The organism is Hymenobacter psoromatis (assembly GCA_001596155.1).
Lineage (GTDB): Bacteria > Bacteroidota > Bacteroidia > Cytophagales > Hymenobacteraceae > Hymenobacter.
The window spans coordinates 3,289,843-3,307,136 of record CP014771.1 but is presented as its reverse complement, the minus strand read 5'-3'; the positions used below and the strand labels follow the sequence as shown (position 1 = coordinate 3,307,136).

Genomic DNA, 17,294 nt, shown 5'->3' with positions numbered 1-17,294 from the left:
ACAGCCTTTTATTATCCTACTCCGCCTCTTCCGCTAAATCCCGCGCCTGCCGCTCGGCCAGCAGGTCGGCGGCCTGCCGGTTGACCTCATCCCAGCTAAAAGGCCGCCACTGGTGAGTGCGGGCATTGAAAACCTCCGTCGCGGCCGGGCAGGCAAAAAGCTTGTAGTCGAACTTGGGATAGTTATGCACCAGGTAGCCGGGGTAGTAATACGCCAGCTGGTGGCGGCGGGCGTGCTCCAATTTGAGCAGCATCAGGTACTTGCCCAGGCTGTGCTTGTGGTAGCTGGGGTCGTAAAAATTGACGATGCCCGCAATGGTGTCGGTGCCGCTGTCGAAAACGCCGGCCGCAATGAGCCGCTCGCCGTCGCGCACTTCCAGCACGCTGGTATCGAACACGTTGTGCGTGCCGCCATCCAACAGCAGGTCGGCTAGCGAGGGGTTGGTGTCGAAGTCAATCGACCCGTAGTAGCGCGCGTACAGCGCCTCGTATTCGGGCGTGAGCTGGAAAGGCCGGGCGGCCACCCCAAACCGCTCGTTGAGCCGAAACAGGCGGCGCTGCTTGGGGCCGTAGGCCACGTGGGCCACCGCCAGGCGCAGCCAATGCGTGGTATATAGGCCCGTATCGAGGGGTAGGAACTCGCAGGTGAACAGGTTCTGCCCCATGCGGTAATAGCCCTGCCCGAGGTAATAATCCAGAAAATCGCCGGGCAGGCGGGAAAGCGCGATACTCATACCAGTACTATGCGCCCTACCCCCTAAAAAGTGCGCAGCGACAGGCAGTAGTCCTCCTTGCGGCGCATGGCCGTCTGGCTCAGCAAGTCCTTGTCGTGGTAACCCAGCAGGTGCAGCACGCCGTGAATCATGACGCGGTGCAGCTCATCGCGAAAGCTGATAGTCAGGTCTTTGGCATTGTCGGCCACGCGCTCCACGCTGATGAAGATGTCGCCCTCCAGCACCTCCGCGTCGTCGGCGTTGTCAAAAGTGATGACGTCGGTGAGCGTGTCGTGGTCCAGGTATTCCACGTTCAGCTTGTGCAGGTAGTCATCCGAGCAAAAAATGAAGGTGAGCTGCGCGATGCGGTAGTCATGCACCACCGCGATGCGCTCGACCCAGGCCACGAGGTCCTCGGCGTCGTGCAGGCCAAACTCGGGCACGTCTTCCACGACAAACTCGATGCCCGGCGCTTCAAAATAGCGCACGCCGGCGGTGGTAGCTACGCTCATGCGGCGGCTTGCTCGGGGATTTCGGTGCTGGGGTGCAGGGCAAAGGTCAGCTCCAGGCGGCGGCCTTCCTTGCTAAATTCGACCTCATCGGCCAGGTGGCGAATGAGAAAAATACCGCGTCCGCCGGGGTTCTCCAGGTTTTCGGGAGCCGTGGGGTCTTCGAGATTATTGAAGTCAAAACCCGCGCCTTCGTCCTCAATCTCAAATTTGAGCTGATTGAGGTTCACGTAGAGCGAGAGGTACACGTTCTTGTCTTTGTCGAACTTATTGCCGTGGCGAATAGCATTATTTACCGCTTCCGTCACCGCCACCATGATGTTGCCATAGATGTCATCCTCAATCTGAAACGTGTCTTTGGAGTTGTCAATGAAGCTCTCCACGACGCGAATATTTTCCACGAGCGATGGAATCTGAATTTTAACTTGCTTCATACAGGAAGGGCGAGTAAATAATGGAGCGGGGCAGCAAGCAGAGCGGCAGAAATATAGAACGAGGGGTAAAAACGCGGGTAATCGCGTAGGCCAGTGGTTTTCGGCCACTTGGCCCCACCTTGCCCGCGCACCGGGGGGTAGCAACCCGCCTCTACGTACGGGTATAGGTAAGGTTACGGTTTACTTACTGGTTTTTTTGGAAATATTCACTTACTTTCTGCTGATAGTAAGGCGTCAACGTGGGTTGCTGCCGACGCAAGATTTCGGTTTGCTGCTCCTGGCCGGCGGGCTTGTATTTGTTGAATGCGGGCGGAAAAACGGGCGGGTGGTTTTGGGCGGCCTGGGCCTCGCGCTTGGTGTCCTGGTCGCGCTCGCGGGCCGATTTTTCGGCTTCGAGCATCCGCGTCAGTATCTGGCGCTGGCGCTGAATGGTTTCTTCGGTGAGGCGCTTATTCACGAGGTCGGTTTCGGTCTGCTCCATCATTTTCTTCATCTCGGCGGCGTTGCCGCTGCCGCCCTGGCCGTCCTTCTCGCCGTTTTTGCCATCCTTGCCGCCCTGGCCGTCCTTACCCCCCGGCTTGCCGCCGGGCTGGCCGCGGTCCATCTGTTGCATGGCCTGGCGCAGCATCTGCTGCTGGCCGGCCAGGCGGGCCAGCTCCTGCGAGAGGGCGCGCCCGGTTTTGCCGCTCTGTTGCAGCTGCTGAATCTGGTCGTTGAGCTGCTGCTGCATCTTGCCCAGGCTGCCGGGGCCGGGCGAGCTGCCCTTGCCTTTTTTCTTGCCTTTGCCGCTGCCGGGCTGGGGTGGCCCCTGGCCCTTGCCCTGCATCTGCTGCAAGTCCTGCTGCATCTGCTTGAGCGCATCAGAAAGCATGAGGGCCAGGTTGTTGATGCTGGTCATGGCCTGCTGCTCGGTGGCGGTGGCGCGGGGCACGTCGCGCTGCTTGATGTGGGTCAATGACTCGTCCATGCGGCCGTTCATCTCGCCCACCTCGCGGGTCACGAAGCTCTGAATGCGCGGCTCGCGCTTGGCCAGCGCATACAAGGAGTCCTGAATGATTTTGGCGTCGTCGCGCAGCTTGCGCTGCGTCTGGCCGAGCTGCACGAAGCGCGGGTCGCTCTGGTCCACGGCCCGGAAGTCTTTCATCAGTTTCTCCTGGTCGAAGCTGAGCGTCACCAGGTTATCCAAGATGTCGCGCAGGTCATCGATGTTTTGCTGGGCCTTCTGCTGCTCGTCGTCGCTCATCTGGTCCTTCATCTTCTTGGCCATCTTCTTCATCCGCTCGGCGGCAGCTTTCTGGCTCTGGCTGGCTTTTTTGTTCTGGTTTTTGCTCAGCTGCTGCTCGCCGTCCTGCAGGTCCTGGTCGGTTTGCTGCTGGTCGGGCTTCTGCTCGTCCAAGTCGTTCTGGTCGCCCATTTCCTTGTCCTGCTGCTTGAGGTCGGCGAGGTCTTTTTTCAACTCCTCAAACTCCTGGCGCTTCTGGGCCTGCTCTTTTTGGAGTCCCTGGTTCTTGGTTCCTTGCTCCTTGTTGTTGAGCTGGTTGGCGGGGTTTTCCTTGTCATTCTCGGCGGTTTTTTCGGCTAATTTCTCTTCCTCTTTCGCCAGCTGCTCCAGGCGGTCAGCGGTTTGCTCGGCCTTTTGCTCAAATTGCATCTGCTTAAACATTTCCAGCGCGCGGTCCAGCTCTTTTTGCAAGGTATTTTCCTTGTTTTCGAGCTGTTGCAGCAGCTTTTGCATCTCGGCGTCGGGCTGCTTTTGCTGGTCCAGCAGCTTTTGCAGCTTGTCGTAGAGCTTCTTGGTTTCGGGGTCGAGCAGGTCGTTCATGAGCTTTTTCAGCTCCTCAGCCTTCTTGGCCATTTCCTCGCTTTTGGGGCTCTGCTGGTCCTGCTGCTTTTGCAATTGCTCGAATTTCTGCTGCATCTGCTGCATCTGCTGGTCGAGCTGCTGCTTCTGGTCGAGCATGTCTTCGAGCTGCTTGCGGTCCTGAAAGCTCAGGTCGCGCTTGGTCTTGAGCTTGTCCTGGCTCTGGGCCAGCTCGCGCTCCAACTGCTTGCTCTGCTTGGCCGCCGAGCTAAGCTGGCTGGCCACCGACGTAGCCTGCGAAGCCAGCTGCTTATCCAGCTCGCGGCGGCTGGGCAGGCGGTATTCCAGGGGCCGCGAGCGCGTGCTCTTCGGCCCATGAATGCCGTCATTATCAGTAGCTTCCACAAAATATTCCAGCCGGTCGCCGGGCTGCAAGTTCAGCGCGGCCAGGTTCCAAGTGTAGGCGTAGGTGCCGCCCGCGCCCGTGGGGAGAGGTAAGAGTTTAGAGTTAAAAGTTAAGAGTTTGGCGTTCTGGTTGGTGCCGGCGCGCTGCACGGCGTAGTGCAGGCGCAGGGCCGTGAGGCCGTAGTCGTCGGTGGCGGTGCCGCCCACGGCCAGGTAGCGCTGGGCGGTGGTGTCGGCGAAGGCTTCCACCGTGAGGGTGGGGTAGGCGTCGGGCACCACCGTGAGCTGGTAGCTGATGGGGTTGGCATTAGCGCTGGCCGCGTTGCGCAGCTGCACCAGATAGGGCTGCGAGCGCAGCGCCCGGCGCTCGGCCACGAAGCTGTCGCCCTGGTGGCTGGCCTGCACTAGTTCGGCGGGGTTGTCGAAGCGTAGCGCCAGCGCCTCGGTGGCGGCCGTGCTGAACTCCCAGCGCAGTTGGCTGCCCTCGGGCACGGTCAGGTTGCCGCCGTTGCGGATGGTTTCGGCGGGCCGGCCGGTGTAGGGGGGGTAGGAAACCCGCATTGTGAAGTCGCGCAAATCGGGCCGCTCCAGCACCGTCAGGTGATACTCATCCGACACGAAGCCCGCGCCGCTGAGCTGAAACGTGACGTCGCCGGCGGGCTGCTCGAAGGTGTAGCGAAACTCGCCGGCCCGGCCCGGCACTTTGGCCAGCGGCCGGTCGGGGCCGCCCGCCGCCAGCAGGCTCAGGCTGGCGGGCACGGCCTTGCCCGCCACGGCCACCTCCAGCGTAAAGCTCTCGCCTTTAAAGACCGTCAGGCTCTTATTCTTGATGACAAAATCGAACGGCGCGGGCCGCGAGTAGTGGCGCTGGTAGTGCCAGATGCGGCTGGTGGGCTGCGTAATAAAGCTCGGGAAAAACGCCAGCGCCAGCAGCAGCACCGCCAGGGGGGGGAGCACGTACTTCCACAGCGGCCGGCTCTGCTGCTGAATGTCAATGCCTTGCGCAAACGACACGCCTTGCAGCTGCGCGGCGCGCTGCTCCAGGCTGGCCAGCAGCAGCTCGTTGCCGCGCGCCTGGCCTTGCAGCTGCAAGGCGTTGAGGAGGCGGTCCTGCACCTGCGGAAACAAGTCGCCCACCTGTCGGGCCGCCTGCTCGTCGCTGAGCAGGCGGCGCAGGTTGGCCAGCGCGGCCAGCGGCTGCCACAGCCAGCGCCCCACCGCGTACACCACCAGGGCCAGAAAGCCAAACAGCAGCCCCGCCCGCACCACGGGGGGTAGGTACAGAAAATACTCCAACGTGTTGAACACCACGAACAAGCTCAGCAGCAGGGCCGCCGCCACCAGGCCGCCGCGCACCAGCAGGCTCAGATAAAACTTGCGCTTGTAGGCTTCCAGTTCGGCCCGCACCTGGGCCAGGGCCGGAAAGTCAGTCGAAGAAACCCCGGCTGCCGGCCGGTCCGCTACCATCGTCATAGGCTAAGAAAAAAGCGGACGCCGCTGCGGCCCGCGCCGAGACAAGTTACGTCCGCTTGGGCCAACGCCGGGGGTAGGCCGGTAGTTCGGCCGGGACGGCGGGCGTTAGGGTTGGCGGCGGCTCAGCCGTTTCAGCCGGCGGTTGAAGGCGCGCACGGCGCGCGTGTGCTGGCCGGCTTTGGTAGTGATAAATAGTACCCCGCGCCGGCCCTCCTCGGGCCCCAATAGGCGGGCGTCAAAATCCTTTAAAACTGAAATGCTCTTCACATCAGCAGGAGTGACTTTGGTAACGGCCGCTGAGTCGAGACGCTGCCCGTCCACGTAAAAGACTGGGAACGGGCCTTTCTGTGGAGGACCATCCAGAAAAATGTGGGTTGAGATAGTGCCCGGCGCCGGCGCGTCTTCAATATGAACCCCTACCCCTGGTGCCTGGGCGCGGGCCCCAGCCGGGGCCACTAGTGCTTAGTCAGCGAAGTTGACTAACAGAATGCAGGCAGTTTAGGTTAGCCTAGTATGGCCCGACCAATCACTTCTTTCGCCTTACCGGCCGCCGACCAGGCCGCCCTGGAAAACTTCACCCGCACGGGCTGCCGCTCAGTGCGGGCCGTGCGCCGCGCCCAGGCCCTGCTGGCCTTAGCTACTGGCATCGGCCAACAGGCGGCGGGTAAGGCCGTCGGCCTGAGCCGGCAGACCATCAGTGAACTGCGCCGCCGCTACGAAGCGGGCGGCTGGCAATTTGCGCTGGCCGAGGCCCCGCGTAGCGGTACGCCCCCGCGCTTCGACGGGTCCCAGCGGGCCGCCCTCACCGCCTTGGCCTGCACGCCGGCCCCGGTGGGCCACAGCCGCTGGACCCTGCGTCTGCTGGCTGATAAAGCCGTGGAATTGTGCCTGGTGGAAGCCATTTCGCACGAGACGGTGAGCCAGGTGCTCAAAAAAACGAATTGCAGCCCCACCGCCAGCAGCACTGGTGCCTGGGGGCGATGAACGCGGCCTTCGTGGCGCGCATGGAAGACGTGCTGGCCGTGTATGAGCGGGCCTATGACCCGCGTTTTCCCGTCGTCTGCTTCGATGAGCGGCCCTGCGTGCTCCACGCCCAGCCCGTCGAACCGCTGCCGGCGGTGCCCGCCCAGCCCGCCGTAGACGAGCAACCGGCCAAAGCCGGGCGGCCCCGGCGGGAAAGCAGCACCTACGTGCGCCAGGGCACGGCCTGCCTGCTGGCCGCCTTTGAGCCGGGCACCGGTCAGCGCCTGGTCGAGGTCTCGGCCCGCCGCACCGGGGCCGACTACTGCCGCTTCATGCAGCAACTGGCCGCCTACTACCCGCAGGCCGAGAAAATTATCTTGGTGCAAGACAATCTCAACACGCATACCGACGCCGTTTTTTACCAACACTTGCCCGCGGTGCAGGCCCGTGCCCTGGCCGCCCGCTTCGAAGGGCATTACACCCCGAAAAACGCCTCCTGGCTCAACATGGTCGAACTTGAACTCTCGGCCATCGCCCGCCAGTGCCTGCACCAGCGCATCCCCACCCAGGACGAACTCACCGCCCATATTGCCGTTTGCGTGGCCGAGCGTAATGCGGCGCGGGCCACCGTAAAATGGCAATTCACCCTGGAAAAAGCGCGCGTCAAACTCGACCGACACTATCAGAAAATTAGGGCAACTTATTTGCCTGACTAAGCACTAGGCCTAATGTTACCAACAGTGCCAGCCAGCTCCCTGCTACTCTGCTCACGGAGATAAATCGGCGAAGTGACATGAGTAACTGGTCATCGAAAAAGCAGTAGGGTGTGGGGCTTGCCTCCGCCCTTCATTGAACGAAACAGGTGCGAATTGTTCAGCGATGGGCGGGGGCAAGCCCCGCACCTTACTGCTCAAATATAATAACCCAAACCGCCTTGACTACGGGCTCAGCAGCCACTCAATGGCCGCGCCCTCATCCCCAAAAAAACCCACCGCGAAAGGCCGGCCCGCGTAGGCTTCGAGCGGCACGAAGGTGGGCTCGGCATAGATGTGGGCCTGCAAGGCCGGGCTCACCAGGTAGGCCACGCGCAGCTGCCCGCCCAGCCGCCGGGCCATATCCGGGAAAAACTCGGTCAGCAGCCAGCGCGAGGTTTTGGGGTAGTTGAGCGAGCGGCGGCGGATGTCCTGAAGCCAGTGCCGCGCCCCGTGCGCCAGGGCGGTGGCCTCCAGGCGGGCATACTCGGCGGGCAGCTCGGCCTCGGCGGCCTGGTAGCCCCAGCGGCCAATGAGCACCGCCAAATCGGGGCGGTAGGTGAGGTGAAGCAGCTCGGGCAGCGCGGAATCGGTGGGCATGGAGGGGGGTAGGGCGGTAGCAGCCAGCAAATTTAACGCCGGACGAATGGGTGGGCCGCTCTCCGCCCCTACCCGTCCGCCCGGCGCTAAGCCGGCCACCCGGCCGCCTACTCCTTCACCGGCTGGCCCTGCCCGTCGAACAGCAGCTGCAGCCGCTGACCGTTTTGCTTGAAAATGGCGCGGTAGCGGCCAGCCTGGCCCTCCACCGGCCCCACTATTTCGAGCTTGGCGGCGGGGTAGGCTTTCGTCATGTAGGCCATGATGGCGGCCACGGCGCTGTTTTGCGCGGGCGTGGCGGGCGTCAGCGGCGCCACGTCGTTGATGCGCTTGTTGAAGGCCAGCACGGCGGGCGAGCCGGCATTGGCCTTGGTCGTAATCACGGCCACGCCGTCGGTTGTGGTATTGCCAAACAGCTTCCGCTGCTTATCCCCCTTGATAATCTGTATGTAGCTGATAGCATCAGGCTCGATTTTAGTCAGCTCAGTTGCGTCAGACAGCTTACTATCAATGTAGTACGTGGGGTTGCTCGGTGCCGATTTCATGGGCGGCGCGGGGCTAGGCACCACCTGGGCGCGGGCCGGCGCGGTGCCGAATAGCAGCAGGGCGGCCAGGGGCGTGGCCAGCAGGTAGCGCCCCAGCGAGGGGGTAGGCGAAGTGGGTTGGGTGAACATAAAAAACGAAGGTTGTGAAGGGTGAGAGGAGCAAAAGCTACTTGGTTTCAACCACTATGGCTGTTTGCACTTTGGCGTCGTGCGCTAACCGGGCGGCCGGCGCGCCCTGTAGCACATCGACTTTGCGGATGGCTGTCGAATCAAGCCGGGCAACCGCTTCGCGGGTAGAAACCTGGCCATTCAAGTAGTAAGAAGCGTTGGCGGGCAGCTGCGCCAGCCGGGCTATGGCTTTCAGGGCCACCGCCTCAATGCTATTCGCGCTTCCCAGCTGCTGTTTCTTATTAAAAGCAACCACGTCGGCCCGGTCCTGATTTTGCTTGGTAGTTATGAAAATAGCTCCGTACTTATCAGCAGCTGGAACATACGCACGGGCAGCTTCCCCTTTCAACACGTTGATACTCACAATATCATCAGGGTTAATCTTGCGTAGGGCAGTGGAATCCTGGTGCTGGCCATCAATGTAGATAATGGCCGGCGGCATTTTTTTACCTAAACTATCCGCGACCGTGGCGGTGGGCACGGGGGCCACTACTTTCTGCGCGCAGGAATAGCCCAGCGCCAGCAGCACCACGAGCGGCGCGGCCACCAAATAACGCCCGAGCTGGGCGGTGGTAGAAGCAGACTGGTTGAGCATGGTAATGCGGTTTTTGAGGGTGAGAAAGGAGAAATGAAAGGCTAATGCCGGGGCCGGCACGCCACCCGGCTGCTGGTGCAGCAGGCTATACTGGTAGGCGCGGCGGTCGAGGCCAGTGCGCAGGGCGGCCTGGTCGGCCAGGTATTCGAGGTTGTCGAGCACGGCGCGACGCAGCAGCCAGGCGGCCGGGTTGGCCCAGGTCAGGGCGGTGGCCAGCTGGGTCAATAGCACATCCAGGGTGTGCCACTGGCGCACGTGGGCCTGCTCGTGGCGCAGGGCGGGGGATAGGGCGGCCGTGTCGGCCAGGCTGCTCTCGCTCAGGTAGATGGTGCGGCCGAAGGAGAACGGCCCGCCCGCGCCCGCCCGCACCCGCACCGGCTGGCCCAGCACCCACGTGGGCCGCGCCCGCGCCCGCACCCACGCCAGGCTCAGCAGCTGGCCCAGCAGGCGCAGCAGCAGCAGGCCCGCGCCCGCCGCATACAGCCAAAGCGCGGCGGCTTGCCAGTCGAAACCGGGGGTAGGGACCGCCGCGCCGCCCGCCGTTTGGCCGGCCGTCAGCGTCAACGAAACCGGCAGCAGCAGCGCTTTGGCCGGCAGCAGTGCCGGCACCGGCAGGGCCGGGTACACCGCCGCAAACACGAGCGCGCCTAGCAGATAAGCCCGGTTCAGGGTGAAGAACGTGAGCCGGCGCAGCAGCCCATAATAGGCCGCCGCGAAGAGCAGCAGCACGGTATTGGCCTGGAGCAAATACAGGAGGGTAGGGGCCATGACTATTTGGGCTTCTGGGTTTCGATGAGCCGGATAATCTCCTGCAAGTCGGCGGCGCTCACCTTTTCTTCCTTGGCGAAAAAGGAAACCAACTCCTTATAAGAGTCGCGGAAATGCTCGCGCACCAGCGCGCCCAGCGAGCGGCGCTGGTAGTCCTCGGCGCTGAGCAGCGGCGCATAGCGGAAGGAATTGCCGAGCTTTTCGGCGCTCAGGTACTGCTTGCGCTCCAGGTTGCGCAGGGTGCTGGCCAGGGTCGTGTAGGGCGGGCGCGGGGCGGGCAGCCGTGCCAGCACGTCCTTCACGAAGGCCGGGCCGGTGTGCCAGAGGGCGCGCAGGGCGTCTTCTTCGGGTTGGGTGAGGCGTTCCATTTTGAGTATTACGAATTTTTCGTAATACTACGAATTTTTCGTAAATGTTGGTTGTGCCCTACCCCTATCCTGCTTGGTATTACGCATTGAAAAGGCCCTTCTGACTTTCAGAAGGGCCTTTCTTGGAATGAAATATTTTGTAAAAAGTCTTGCTCGTTTACCCGCGAACGGCTTTTACCGCGGAAGCCGCGGAGGTGCGTGGAGTCGTTCAGTTAAATCTCCGCGGCTTCCGCGCTTTACTTCCGCGGCTTCCGCGGTAAAAGCCGTTCGCGGGTAAGTGAACTCTACCCGCCGTGCGCCTCCGCGATGGTCGGCACCACGCCTACCCGCGGCAGCCGGCGCAGCGGCCCAACCGCCACCAGCAGCGCCGCCAGCGTGAGCACGGCCCCCGCCAGAAACGGCACGCCCGGAAAGTAAACCGGGCCGGCGGGCCGCGTAAACCAGGCGAAGAGGCTGGTCATCAGCAGCGGGCCCACTACCCCCGTGGCGCTGATGAGCGAGGTGAGCGCGCCCTGCAACTCGCCCTGCTCGGTGGGCGGCACCTGGCCCGAAATGCTGCCCTGCAAGGCCGGCCCCGCCAGCCCGCCCAGCGCGTACACGGCCGTAAAGGCGAACATCATCCAACCCTTGCTGGCAAACGCAAACAGCACGAAACCAATAATATAGAACACGATGCCCAGCGCCACGCACCGCGCCGCGCCCAGCTTCGGGATGGCCACCCGCACCAGCCCGCCCTGCACGATGAGCGCCCCTACCCCCACCGCGCCCAGCGAGTAGCCAATGAGCTTTTCAGTCCAGCCAAATTTCAGAATGGTGTAAAATGTCCAGACCGATTGCGTGGCCGAGCCGGCCAGATACAGCAGCACCAGCGCCACCACCAGCCCAATAATTTTGGGGTACTTGCCCAGGCGCAGTAGCGAGGCCACGGCGTTGGCCCGCGCCCACTCGAAGGGCCGCCGGCGCTCGACGGGCAGCGACTCGGGCACCACGAAGAAGCCATAGAGGAAATTGCACAAGCTCAGCCCGGCCGCCACCACGAAGGGCACCCGCGCCCCGAAGTGCGCGAACAGCCCCCCCAGCACCGGCCCGATAATGAAGCCCAGCCCAAACGCCGCGCCCACCAGCCCAAAGTTCTGGGCGCGCTTTTCGGGCGGGCTCACGTCGGCGATGTAGGCCGTGGCCGTGGTGAAGCTGGCCCCCGTAATGCCCGCGATAACGCGCCCCACGAACAGCCACGCAATAGTGGGGGCCAGGGCCAGAAACACATAGTCGCAGCCCAGCCCCAGCAGCGAAGCCAGCAGCACCGGCCGCCGGCCAAAGCGGTCAGACAGCCCGCCCACCACCGGCGCGAAGGCAAACTGCGCCGCCGCGTAGGCAAACGACAGCCAGCCCGCGTACTGCGAAGCCCGGCTCACGCCCTCGCCCGTGAGCTGCTCAATGAGCGCCGGCAGCACCGGAATGATAATGCCCAGCCCGATAACGTCGATAAGAATCGTGACAAAGATGAAAGCCAGGGCGGCGGGGCGTTTGGGCGACATACGGGGGGTAGGCAGGAATAAGTTCGCAAGCTACGGCCCCGCGCCGGGGGCTGGCTGCCAGCCCCCGGCCGCCTGCGTTTTCGCGAAGCGCCCGTGTAGGAAAAGCAGGCACCTGCGGTAACTTACCAAATATTTGGGCCTGACTATCAGTCACTCAGCCCCAGGCAGGCCATTTTTAGTTGAATATTCTTGCGCCGACAACTTTTTTTCGTACCTTTGCACTCCCAAACAATGCGGGGTGGAGCAGTTGGTAGCTCGTTGGGCTCATAACCCAAAGGTCACTGGTTCGAGTCCAGTCCCCGCTACTAAAAAGGCCGTTTTCCTAGTGAAAACGGCCTTTTCTCGTTTCTGAGAGTTTGCAACTGGGGCCTGGGCGGCTAGCAGGCCACCGGATTTTGGCTGAGGCCCGGCGATTTGTCCAGCCAGGTACAAGCGGCCTCCGTATCGGCGAAGGTGCTGACGGCGGGGCGCGTAACGGCCGTTACTACTTTGTTCACATCGGTGAGGGCGCGCAAATTGCGTGGCATCACCCAGGCCACGGCCACCACGCCCGCGTCGGCCAGCAGGTCGAAAAAATCCTGCCCTATCCAGGCCACAACGTCGCCCCAGCCATCGAGGTCCAGGCTGCCATCGTTGAGAATTTTATGGCTTTGGGTAGCGCGCACCTGCTCCAGTATCGCTTCGCAGCAGGCTTGCGACGACTGGCCGCTACGCTTGCCCTGCCACGTCACGTACAGCCAGCAATGGTCGGTGTCGTGCAGAATGGCGAAGCCGGGTTGCTCGAACAAGGTTTGCATAATCGTTAATAAATAAGAATTTGACCAAATATAGACGCCCGCGTCGAACATGGGCCTGGTAAGAAAGCCGCTAAAAGTATAGGAACTCCGAACTGCCACCCCGCGCCGCTAGGTGGCGGGCGCCGCCGCCAGGGTGCCGTTTGCCTCGCTGGTGAGCAGAAACTCGCGCAGGCGGTTGATGTGACGCTTGATTTCTTCCACGCGCTCCAGCTGCGGCCGGTGCCATTGCGCGTCGCCTTGGCTAGCCATGCTGCTGAGCAGGTTTTTGCGCTCTTCCATCATGCGCAGGGCCACCCACAGGGTTTCTTCGAGGGTTTGGCGCGAGCGTTCGGCCAGGGCCTCGGCGGTGTAGGCGTGGCCGGTGTGGCAGCGGTAGCGCAGCACGTGGCCCGCGTTCACCTCCCAGAGCGTGCCGCCGCAGCCGGGGCAGGAAAGGGGCACCAGGTGGCCCAGCTGCTCGATTTGCTCGGAGGCACCCACCACGCGCTCCGCAATGGCTGCCTCCAGCTTCAAATCGGCGGGAATTTCCATGACCTCGGCAGTGGAAGGGGGGGTAGGGCTGACCAGGCTCACCAGCAGCGGCCCCATTGCGTCGAGCGCCACCACGTGGTCGATTTCTACGTGGCGCAGGGCGCTCTCGGGCATGCTGGCAAACTCGGCTTCGGCGGGGTCCTGCACCACGGCCACGCCCCCGCAGCGCTTGATAAAGTCGAGGCCGGCGGTGCCGTCGTGCAGCATGCCGGTGAGCACCACGCCTATCACGTGCGAATCGAAGGCCACGGCAGCCGACCGGAACAGGGTGTCGGCGGCGGGGCGGAAGCTGTTTTCGTGCGGGCCCTGGGTCACGCGCAGGTGGTCGTCTTTCACGAGCAGGTGGTGGTTGGGTGGGGCCAGGTAGAGGTGGCCGGCTTGCAGGGGCACGTGGTCGGTGGCCAGCTGGCAGCGCAGGGCCGTGTGGCTGGCCAGCCGCGCCACCAGGGGCTCGCCGGTCGAGTCGGGTGCCAGGTGCTGCACCACCAGCACGGCGGCGGGCAGCGTAGCTGGCAGCTGGGCCACCAGGCGGGTGAGCGCGGGCATGCCACCGGCCGAGGTGCCAATAACGATAAGGGAAGAAGGAAGAGGCATGGGATATAAAATAAACCCGGAGGGGAGCGGCGGGCTGCTACGGTGCCCGCCGGTAACTTTGGGTTTACGCGCCGGCCTCAAAATGGATGAGCGTTCCGCGGTAGTAACTGACTGCTGTTACGCAACGGGGAGTAGCGCGAACTTTGTAGTTCGCGTCCCCGCGCCGTTATGATGGCTTTAACGGCGCGGGGACGCGAACCACAAAGTTCGCACTACTCCCCGTTGCCATCTCGAATAAGGTAGTGCGTAACAGCAGTAACTTAGTTTTAAAGATGGCGCAAGCCAAATGTGCCCCAGCCGCCGGTCTTACCCCCCGCGACTGCATAGAGTTAAGAGTTTCAAGCATATATTTTAACTCTTAACTTAAATACGCCCATATGGGAACCGCTCTAAAAACGATAAATCAAAGAGCTGACTTTCAGACTTATAATTCTAGGACTTACGCAAAGAGTTGTTTTTTCAGCCCCAGCGGGGCGTTAACCATTTTGCGTAAGTCCTAAATTCATAATTACTCCTAAAAGGGCGACAGGGGCGGCAACGGCCGTTTTTTGCCCCCTACCCCCCATGACAACCTCATCTGAGCCGGGCCATGCGCCGGCCCCTCTCACCAGAGCTGACACCCCCATCGCGTCGGAGTCGGTGACGCCCCGGCCGGCCCGCGGCGCCAGGGCGGGGCGCATCAAAATGGGCCGGGCCGAGGTGGCCGAGCGGTTTCCGGTGGTGGCGCTGTGCGGCTCGGCGGGCGCGCTGGAGGCGATGGAGCATTTTTTTGCCGCCCTACCCCCCGGCAGCGGGCTGGCCTTCGTGGTGGTGCTGCACCGGCTGCCCGACCCCGAGGATGGCACCCAGCTCACGCAGGTTATTCAGCGCTTCACGGCCCTGCCGGTGGTGGAGGCCCAGGATGGCCTGCGCGTGCGGCCCAACCACGTGTACGTGATTCCGCCCGACTTCGACCTGAGCCTGCTGCACGGCAGCTTGTTTTTGCTGCCGCCCACGCAGCCCGCCAGCCGCCGCCAGCCCATCGACTTTTTCCTGCAAACCCTGGCCAAGGACGTGGGCGAACGGGCGGTGTGCGTCCTCTTTTCGGGCATGGGCAGCGACGGCACCGTGGGCCTGAAGCTGGTGATGGAAAGCTTTGGAATGGTGATGGTGCAGGACCCCGCCACGGCCACCTACGCCGCCCTGCCGCGCGCGGCGCTGGCTACCGAGTTTGTGGACTTTGTGCTACCCCCCGCCCAGATGCCGGCCCAGCTGCTTGATTACGTGGAGCGCCCCCTGGACATGCGCCCCCCGCGCGACCCCGCGGCCAGCTCGCCGAGCCAGCCCAGCCACGCGCTCCAGAAAATATTTCTGCTCATCAGGACCCAAACGGGCCACGACTTCAGCTTTTACAAGCGCAACACGGTGTTTCGGCGCATTGAGCGGCGCATGAACGCGCACCAAATCCTGGAGTTTCCGCACTACGTGCGCTACTTGCAGGAAAACCCCCAGGAGGTGGAGCAGCTGTTTCACGAGCTGCTGATTGGGGTTACCAAGTTTTTCCGCGATGCCGAGGCGTTTGCCAGCCTCAAGGACCACCTGCGCCCGCTGCTGGCCGCCAAGCCCACCGACGGCACCGTGCGGGTGTGGGCGCCCGGCTGCTCGACCGGCGAGGAGGCCTACTCGCTGGCCATGACCCTGTTTGAGTGCCTCGACGAGCTGGAGCCCAACCGCCACCACCTCCAGGTGCAGATTTTTGCCACCGATATTTCGGTCGAGGGCATTGCCGTGGCCCGCACCGGGCTGTATGCCGAGAACATCGTGGCCGACGTGAGCCCCGAGCGGCTGGCGCGCTTTTTTCAGCAAACCGACGGCCACTACCAGATTCGCAAGGAAATCCGCGACGTGGTGGTGTTTGCCCTGCATAATATTAACAAGGACGCGCCCTTCATCAAGCTCGACCTGCTGGTGTGCCGCAACCTGCTCATCTATCTCAACGGCGAGCTGCAAAAAAGCCTGCTGCCGGTGTTTCACTACGCCCTGAACCCGAACGGCTTGCTGTTTTTGGGGCCGAGCGAAAACATTACCGGCTACCAGGACTTGTTTCAGCCGTTGGATGTGAAGTGGAAGATTTCGCGGCGCACGGCCGGCGCGGCGTCGCTGCCGCACCTCATCAAGTTTCCGTTTGCAATGGCGCGGCACCCTGCGGCCGCGCCCCCGACCACCGCCCTCATGTCGCCTTCTGGTATCAACCACCGCCAAAGCAGCTCGTTTGCCGCGCTGGTGCAAAAAAACCTGCTGCTCGCCTACGCCCCGCCCGCCTTGGTCATCGACCCCAAGGGCGAAATACTGTTCGTGAACGGGCGCACCGGCAAGTACCTGGAGCCCGCCCCCGGCCTCAGCGGCATGAACCTGTTTGAGATGGCCTACGAGGGGCTGAAATTTGAAATCAGCGGGGCCGTGCTGCGCGCCACCCAGACCCAGGGGCCGGTAGTGGTGGACGACGTGCGGGTGCGCGGCGAGGCCGGCGAGCAGCAGCTGCGCCTCACGGTGCGGCCCCTCACCGAGCCCGACGCGCTGGCCGGCCTGCTGCTGGTGGTGTTTGAGGACCAGCCTACCCCCCGCCGGGTGCGCCAGGCCAAGCGCGACCCCGCCGCCGACGGCCGCCACCGCGACGCCGTGGTGGAGGCCCTCGACAAAGAGCTGCGCTACACCAAGCACCGCCTCCAAAGCACCGTGGAGGAGATGGAGAGCAGCCTCGAAGAGCTGAAAAGCACCAACGAAGAGCTGCAGAGCGCTAACGAGGAGCTGCAAAGCACCAACGAGGAGGCCATGACCAACAAGGAGGAGATGCAAAGCCTGAACGAGGAGCTGATGACCCTCAACATGCAGTACCTGGCCAAGACGGACGAGCTGGGCCAGAGTGCCAACGACATGAAAAACCTGCTCGATGCCACCGAAATAGCCATTATTTTTCTGGATAATGACTTAAACATCAAGCGGTTTACGCCGCCCGTGGGGCGCATCATCAGCCTGCTGCCCGGCGACGTGGGCCGGCCGCTAGCGCACTTCACCTCCAGCCTGCGCCACGAACATTTGCTGCGCGACGTGCGCCAGGTGCTGGACCGCCTCACCAGCCTCGAACTCAGCATTCAGACCCTGAAGGGCGATTGGTTTACGATGCGCGTGCTGCCCTACCGCTCGCTCGACAACTACATCAACGGCGTGGTCATCACCTTCACCGACATCACCCGGCTCAAGCAGCTGGAGGGCCGCTTGCAGCAGGCCGCCCGCTTCAGCGAGAGCATTGCCGACATGGTGAGCGAGCCCCTGCTGGCCCTCGACGCCGACCTGCGGGTGCATTCCGCCAACCGCTCTTTCGCGGAGGCTTTCCAGGAGACCCCGGCCGAGCTGGTGGGCCAGCCGCTAGTCGAGCTGGCCGGCGGGGCCTGGAGCCAGCCCGCCCTGCTCGCGGCCCTGCGCCAGCTGCTGGACCCCGCCGCCGCCCCCGAGTTTGAGGGCTTGCCCTTCGAGGCCGACTTCCCGCGCCTGGGCCGCCGCCGCGCCAGCCTCTACGGCCGCCGCCTGCTGCACCAGGGCCAGCCCACCGGCCAGGTGCTGCTGGGCGTGCGCGACGTGGGCGACTAAAGGGGGGGTAGGATAATCGCCTGTCCTTGCGAGCGCAACGAAGTGGCGCGCGGCAATCTTTCCTTCCCGCTAGGGGTAGTAAATCCAACGACGCGAACAATAAGGAAAGATTGCCGC

14 protein-coding genes and 1 tRNA gene are annotated in these 17,294 nt (G+C 63.1%); 4 read left to right on the top strand and 11 right to left on the bottom strand.

The annotated features are described in order from the left end of the window. Positions 1-16: 16 nt before the first annotated feature. The 4 genes from A0257_14055 to A0257_14040 form a co-directional block, all read right to left on the bottom strand. Entirely contained in the window at positions 17-712 is a 696-nt protein-coding gene (locus A0257_14055) for an arginine-tRNA-protein transferase (protein ID AMR29774.1), read from the bottom strand. A gap of 44 nt (positions 713-756) precedes the next feature. Next, on the bottom strand, positions 757-1,224 hold the full coding sequence (locus A0257_14050) for an rRNA maturation factor (protein AMR28100.1): 468 nt from the start codon (positions 1,222-1,224) through the stop codon (positions 757-759). After that, positions 1,221-1,655, bottom strand: coding sequence for a serine/threonine protein kinase (locus A0257_14045; GenBank protein ID AMR28099.1), 435 nt, complete (start codon positions 1,653-1,655; stop codon positions 1,221-1,223). Before A0257_14045 ends, A0257_14050 begins: the two co-directional genes overlap by 4 nt. A gap of 184 nt (positions 1,656-1,839) precedes the next feature. After that, positions 1,840-5,328, bottom strand: coding sequence for a hypothetical protein (locus tag A0257_14040; GenBank protein AMR29773.1), 3,489 nt, complete (start codon positions 5,326-5,328; stop codon positions 1,840-1,842). A gap of 519 nt (positions 5,329-5,847) precedes the next feature. On the opposite strand from A0257_14040, the gene A0257_14035 reads away from it, so the two are divergent. After that, on the top strand, positions 5,848-6,318 hold the full coding sequence (locus A0257_14035) for a hypothetical protein (protein AMR28098.1): 471 nt from the start codon (positions 5,848-5,850) through the stop codon (positions 6,316-6,318). A 20-nt stretch (positions 6,319-6,338) separates the two neighbouring features. Beyond that, positions 6,339-7,013, top strand: coding sequence for a transposase (locus A0257_14030; GenBank protein AMR29772.1), 675 nt, complete (start codon positions 6,339-6,341; stop codon positions 7,011-7,013). A gap of 222 nt (positions 7,014-7,235) precedes the next feature. On the opposite strand, the gene A0257_14025 is transcribed toward A0257_14030, so the two are convergent. From A0257_14025 to A0257_14005, 5 genes are all read right to left on the bottom strand, one after another. Beyond that, a complete protein-coding gene (locus tag A0257_14025) occupies positions 7,236-7,649 on the bottom strand; it encodes a hypothetical protein (protein ID AMR28097.1) in 414 nt (137 codons plus the stop codon). 107 nt (positions 7,650-7,756) lie between these two features. Next, positions 7,757-8,320, bottom strand: a complete 564-nt coding sequence (locus A0257_14020; protein ID AMR28096.1) for a hypothetical protein — start codon at positions 8,318-8,320, stop codon at positions 7,757-7,759. Between the two features lie 37 nt (positions 8,321-8,357). Continuing rightward, positions 8,358-9,722, bottom strand: a complete 1,365-nt coding sequence (locus A0257_14015) for a hypothetical protein (GenBank protein AMR28095.1) — start codon at positions 9,720-9,722, stop codon at positions 8,358-8,360. Positions 9,723-9,724: 2 nt separating this feature from the next. After that, positions 9,725-10,090, bottom strand: coding sequence for a transcriptional regulator (locus A0257_14010; GenBank protein AMR28094.1), 366 nt, complete (start codon positions 10,088-10,090; stop codon positions 9,725-9,727). 284 nt (positions 10,091-10,374) lie between these two features. After that, complete coding sequence (locus A0257_14005; GenBank protein AMR28093.1) at positions 10,375-11,628, bottom strand: tetracycline resistance MFS efflux pump; 1,254 nt, start codon at positions 11,626-11,628, stop codon at positions 10,375-10,377. A 232-nt stretch (positions 11,629-11,860) separates the two neighbouring features. Here A0257_14005 and A0257_14000 point away from each other — a divergent pair. Then, a tRNA-Met gene (locus A0257_14000) sits at positions 11,861-11,936 on the top strand. A 69-nt stretch (positions 11,937-12,005) separates the two neighbouring features. Here A0257_14000 and A0257_13995 read toward each other — a convergent pair. Continuing rightward, positions 12,006-12,425 (bottom strand): hypothetical protein, encoded by a 420-nt coding sequence (locus tag A0257_13995; GenBank protein ID AMR28092.1) that lies wholly within the window; start codon positions 12,423-12,425, stop codon positions 12,006-12,008. A gap of 108 nt (positions 12,426-12,533) precedes the next feature. After that, a complete protein-coding gene (locus A0257_13990) occupies positions 12,534-13,550 on the bottom strand; it encodes a hypothetical protein (protein AMR28091.1) in 1,017 nt (338 codons plus the stop codon). Positions 13,551-14,189: 639 nt separating this feature from the next. On the opposite strand from A0257_13990, the gene A0257_13985 reads away from it, so the two are divergent. Next, positions 14,190-17,177, top strand: coding sequence for a hypothetical protein (locus tag A0257_13985; protein AMR28090.1), 2,988 nt, complete (start codon positions 14,190-14,192; stop codon positions 17,175-17,177). Positions 17,178-17,294 lie beyond the last annotated feature (117 nt).

Coding starts and splice junctions, on each gene's coding strand:
- A0257_14050 (AMR28100.1), bottom strand. CDS start 1,224: ATGAGCGTAGCTACCACCGCCGGCGTGCGCTATTTTGAAGCGCCGGGC.
- A0257_14045 (AMR28099.1), bottom strand. CDS start 1,655: ATGAAGCAAGTTAAAATTCAGATTCCATCGCTCGTGGAAAATATTCGC.
- A0257_14040 (AMR29773.1), bottom strand. CDS start 5,328: ATGGTAGCGGACCGGCCGGCAGCCGGGGTTTCTTCGACTGACTTTCCG.
- A0257_14035 (AMR28098.1), top strand. CDS start 5,848: ATGGCCCGACCAATCACTTCTTTCGCCTTACCGGCCGCCGACCAGGCC.
- A0257_14030 (AMR29772.1), top strand. CDS start 6,339: ATGGAAGACGTGCTGGCCGTGTATGAGCGGGCCTATGACCCGCGTTTT.
- A0257_14025 (AMR28097.1), bottom strand. CDS start 7,649: ATGCCCACCGATTCCGCGCTGCCCGAGCTGCTTCACCTCACCTACCGC.
- A0257_14020 (AMR28096.1), bottom strand. CDS start 8,320: ATGTTCACCCAACCCACTTCGCCTACCCCCTCGCTGGGGCGCTACCTG.
- A0257_14015 (AMR28095.1), bottom strand. CDS start 9,722: ATGGCCCCTACCCTCCTGTATTTGCTCCAGGCCAATACCGTGCTGCTG.
- A0257_14010 (AMR28094.1), bottom strand. CDS start 10,090: ATGGAACGCCTCACCCAACCCGAAGAAGACGCCCTGCGCGCCCTCTGG.
- A0257_14005 (AMR28093.1), bottom strand. CDS start 11,628: ATGTCGCCCAAACGCCCCGCCGCCCTGGCTTTCATCTTTGTCACGATT.
- A0257_13995 (AMR28092.1), bottom strand. CDS start 12,425: ATGCAAACCTTGTTCGAGCAACCCGGCTTCGCCATTCTGCACGACACC.
- A0257_13990 (AMR28091.1), bottom strand. CDS start 13,550: ATGCCTCTTCCTTCTTCCCTTATCGTTATTGGCACCTCGGCCGGTGGC.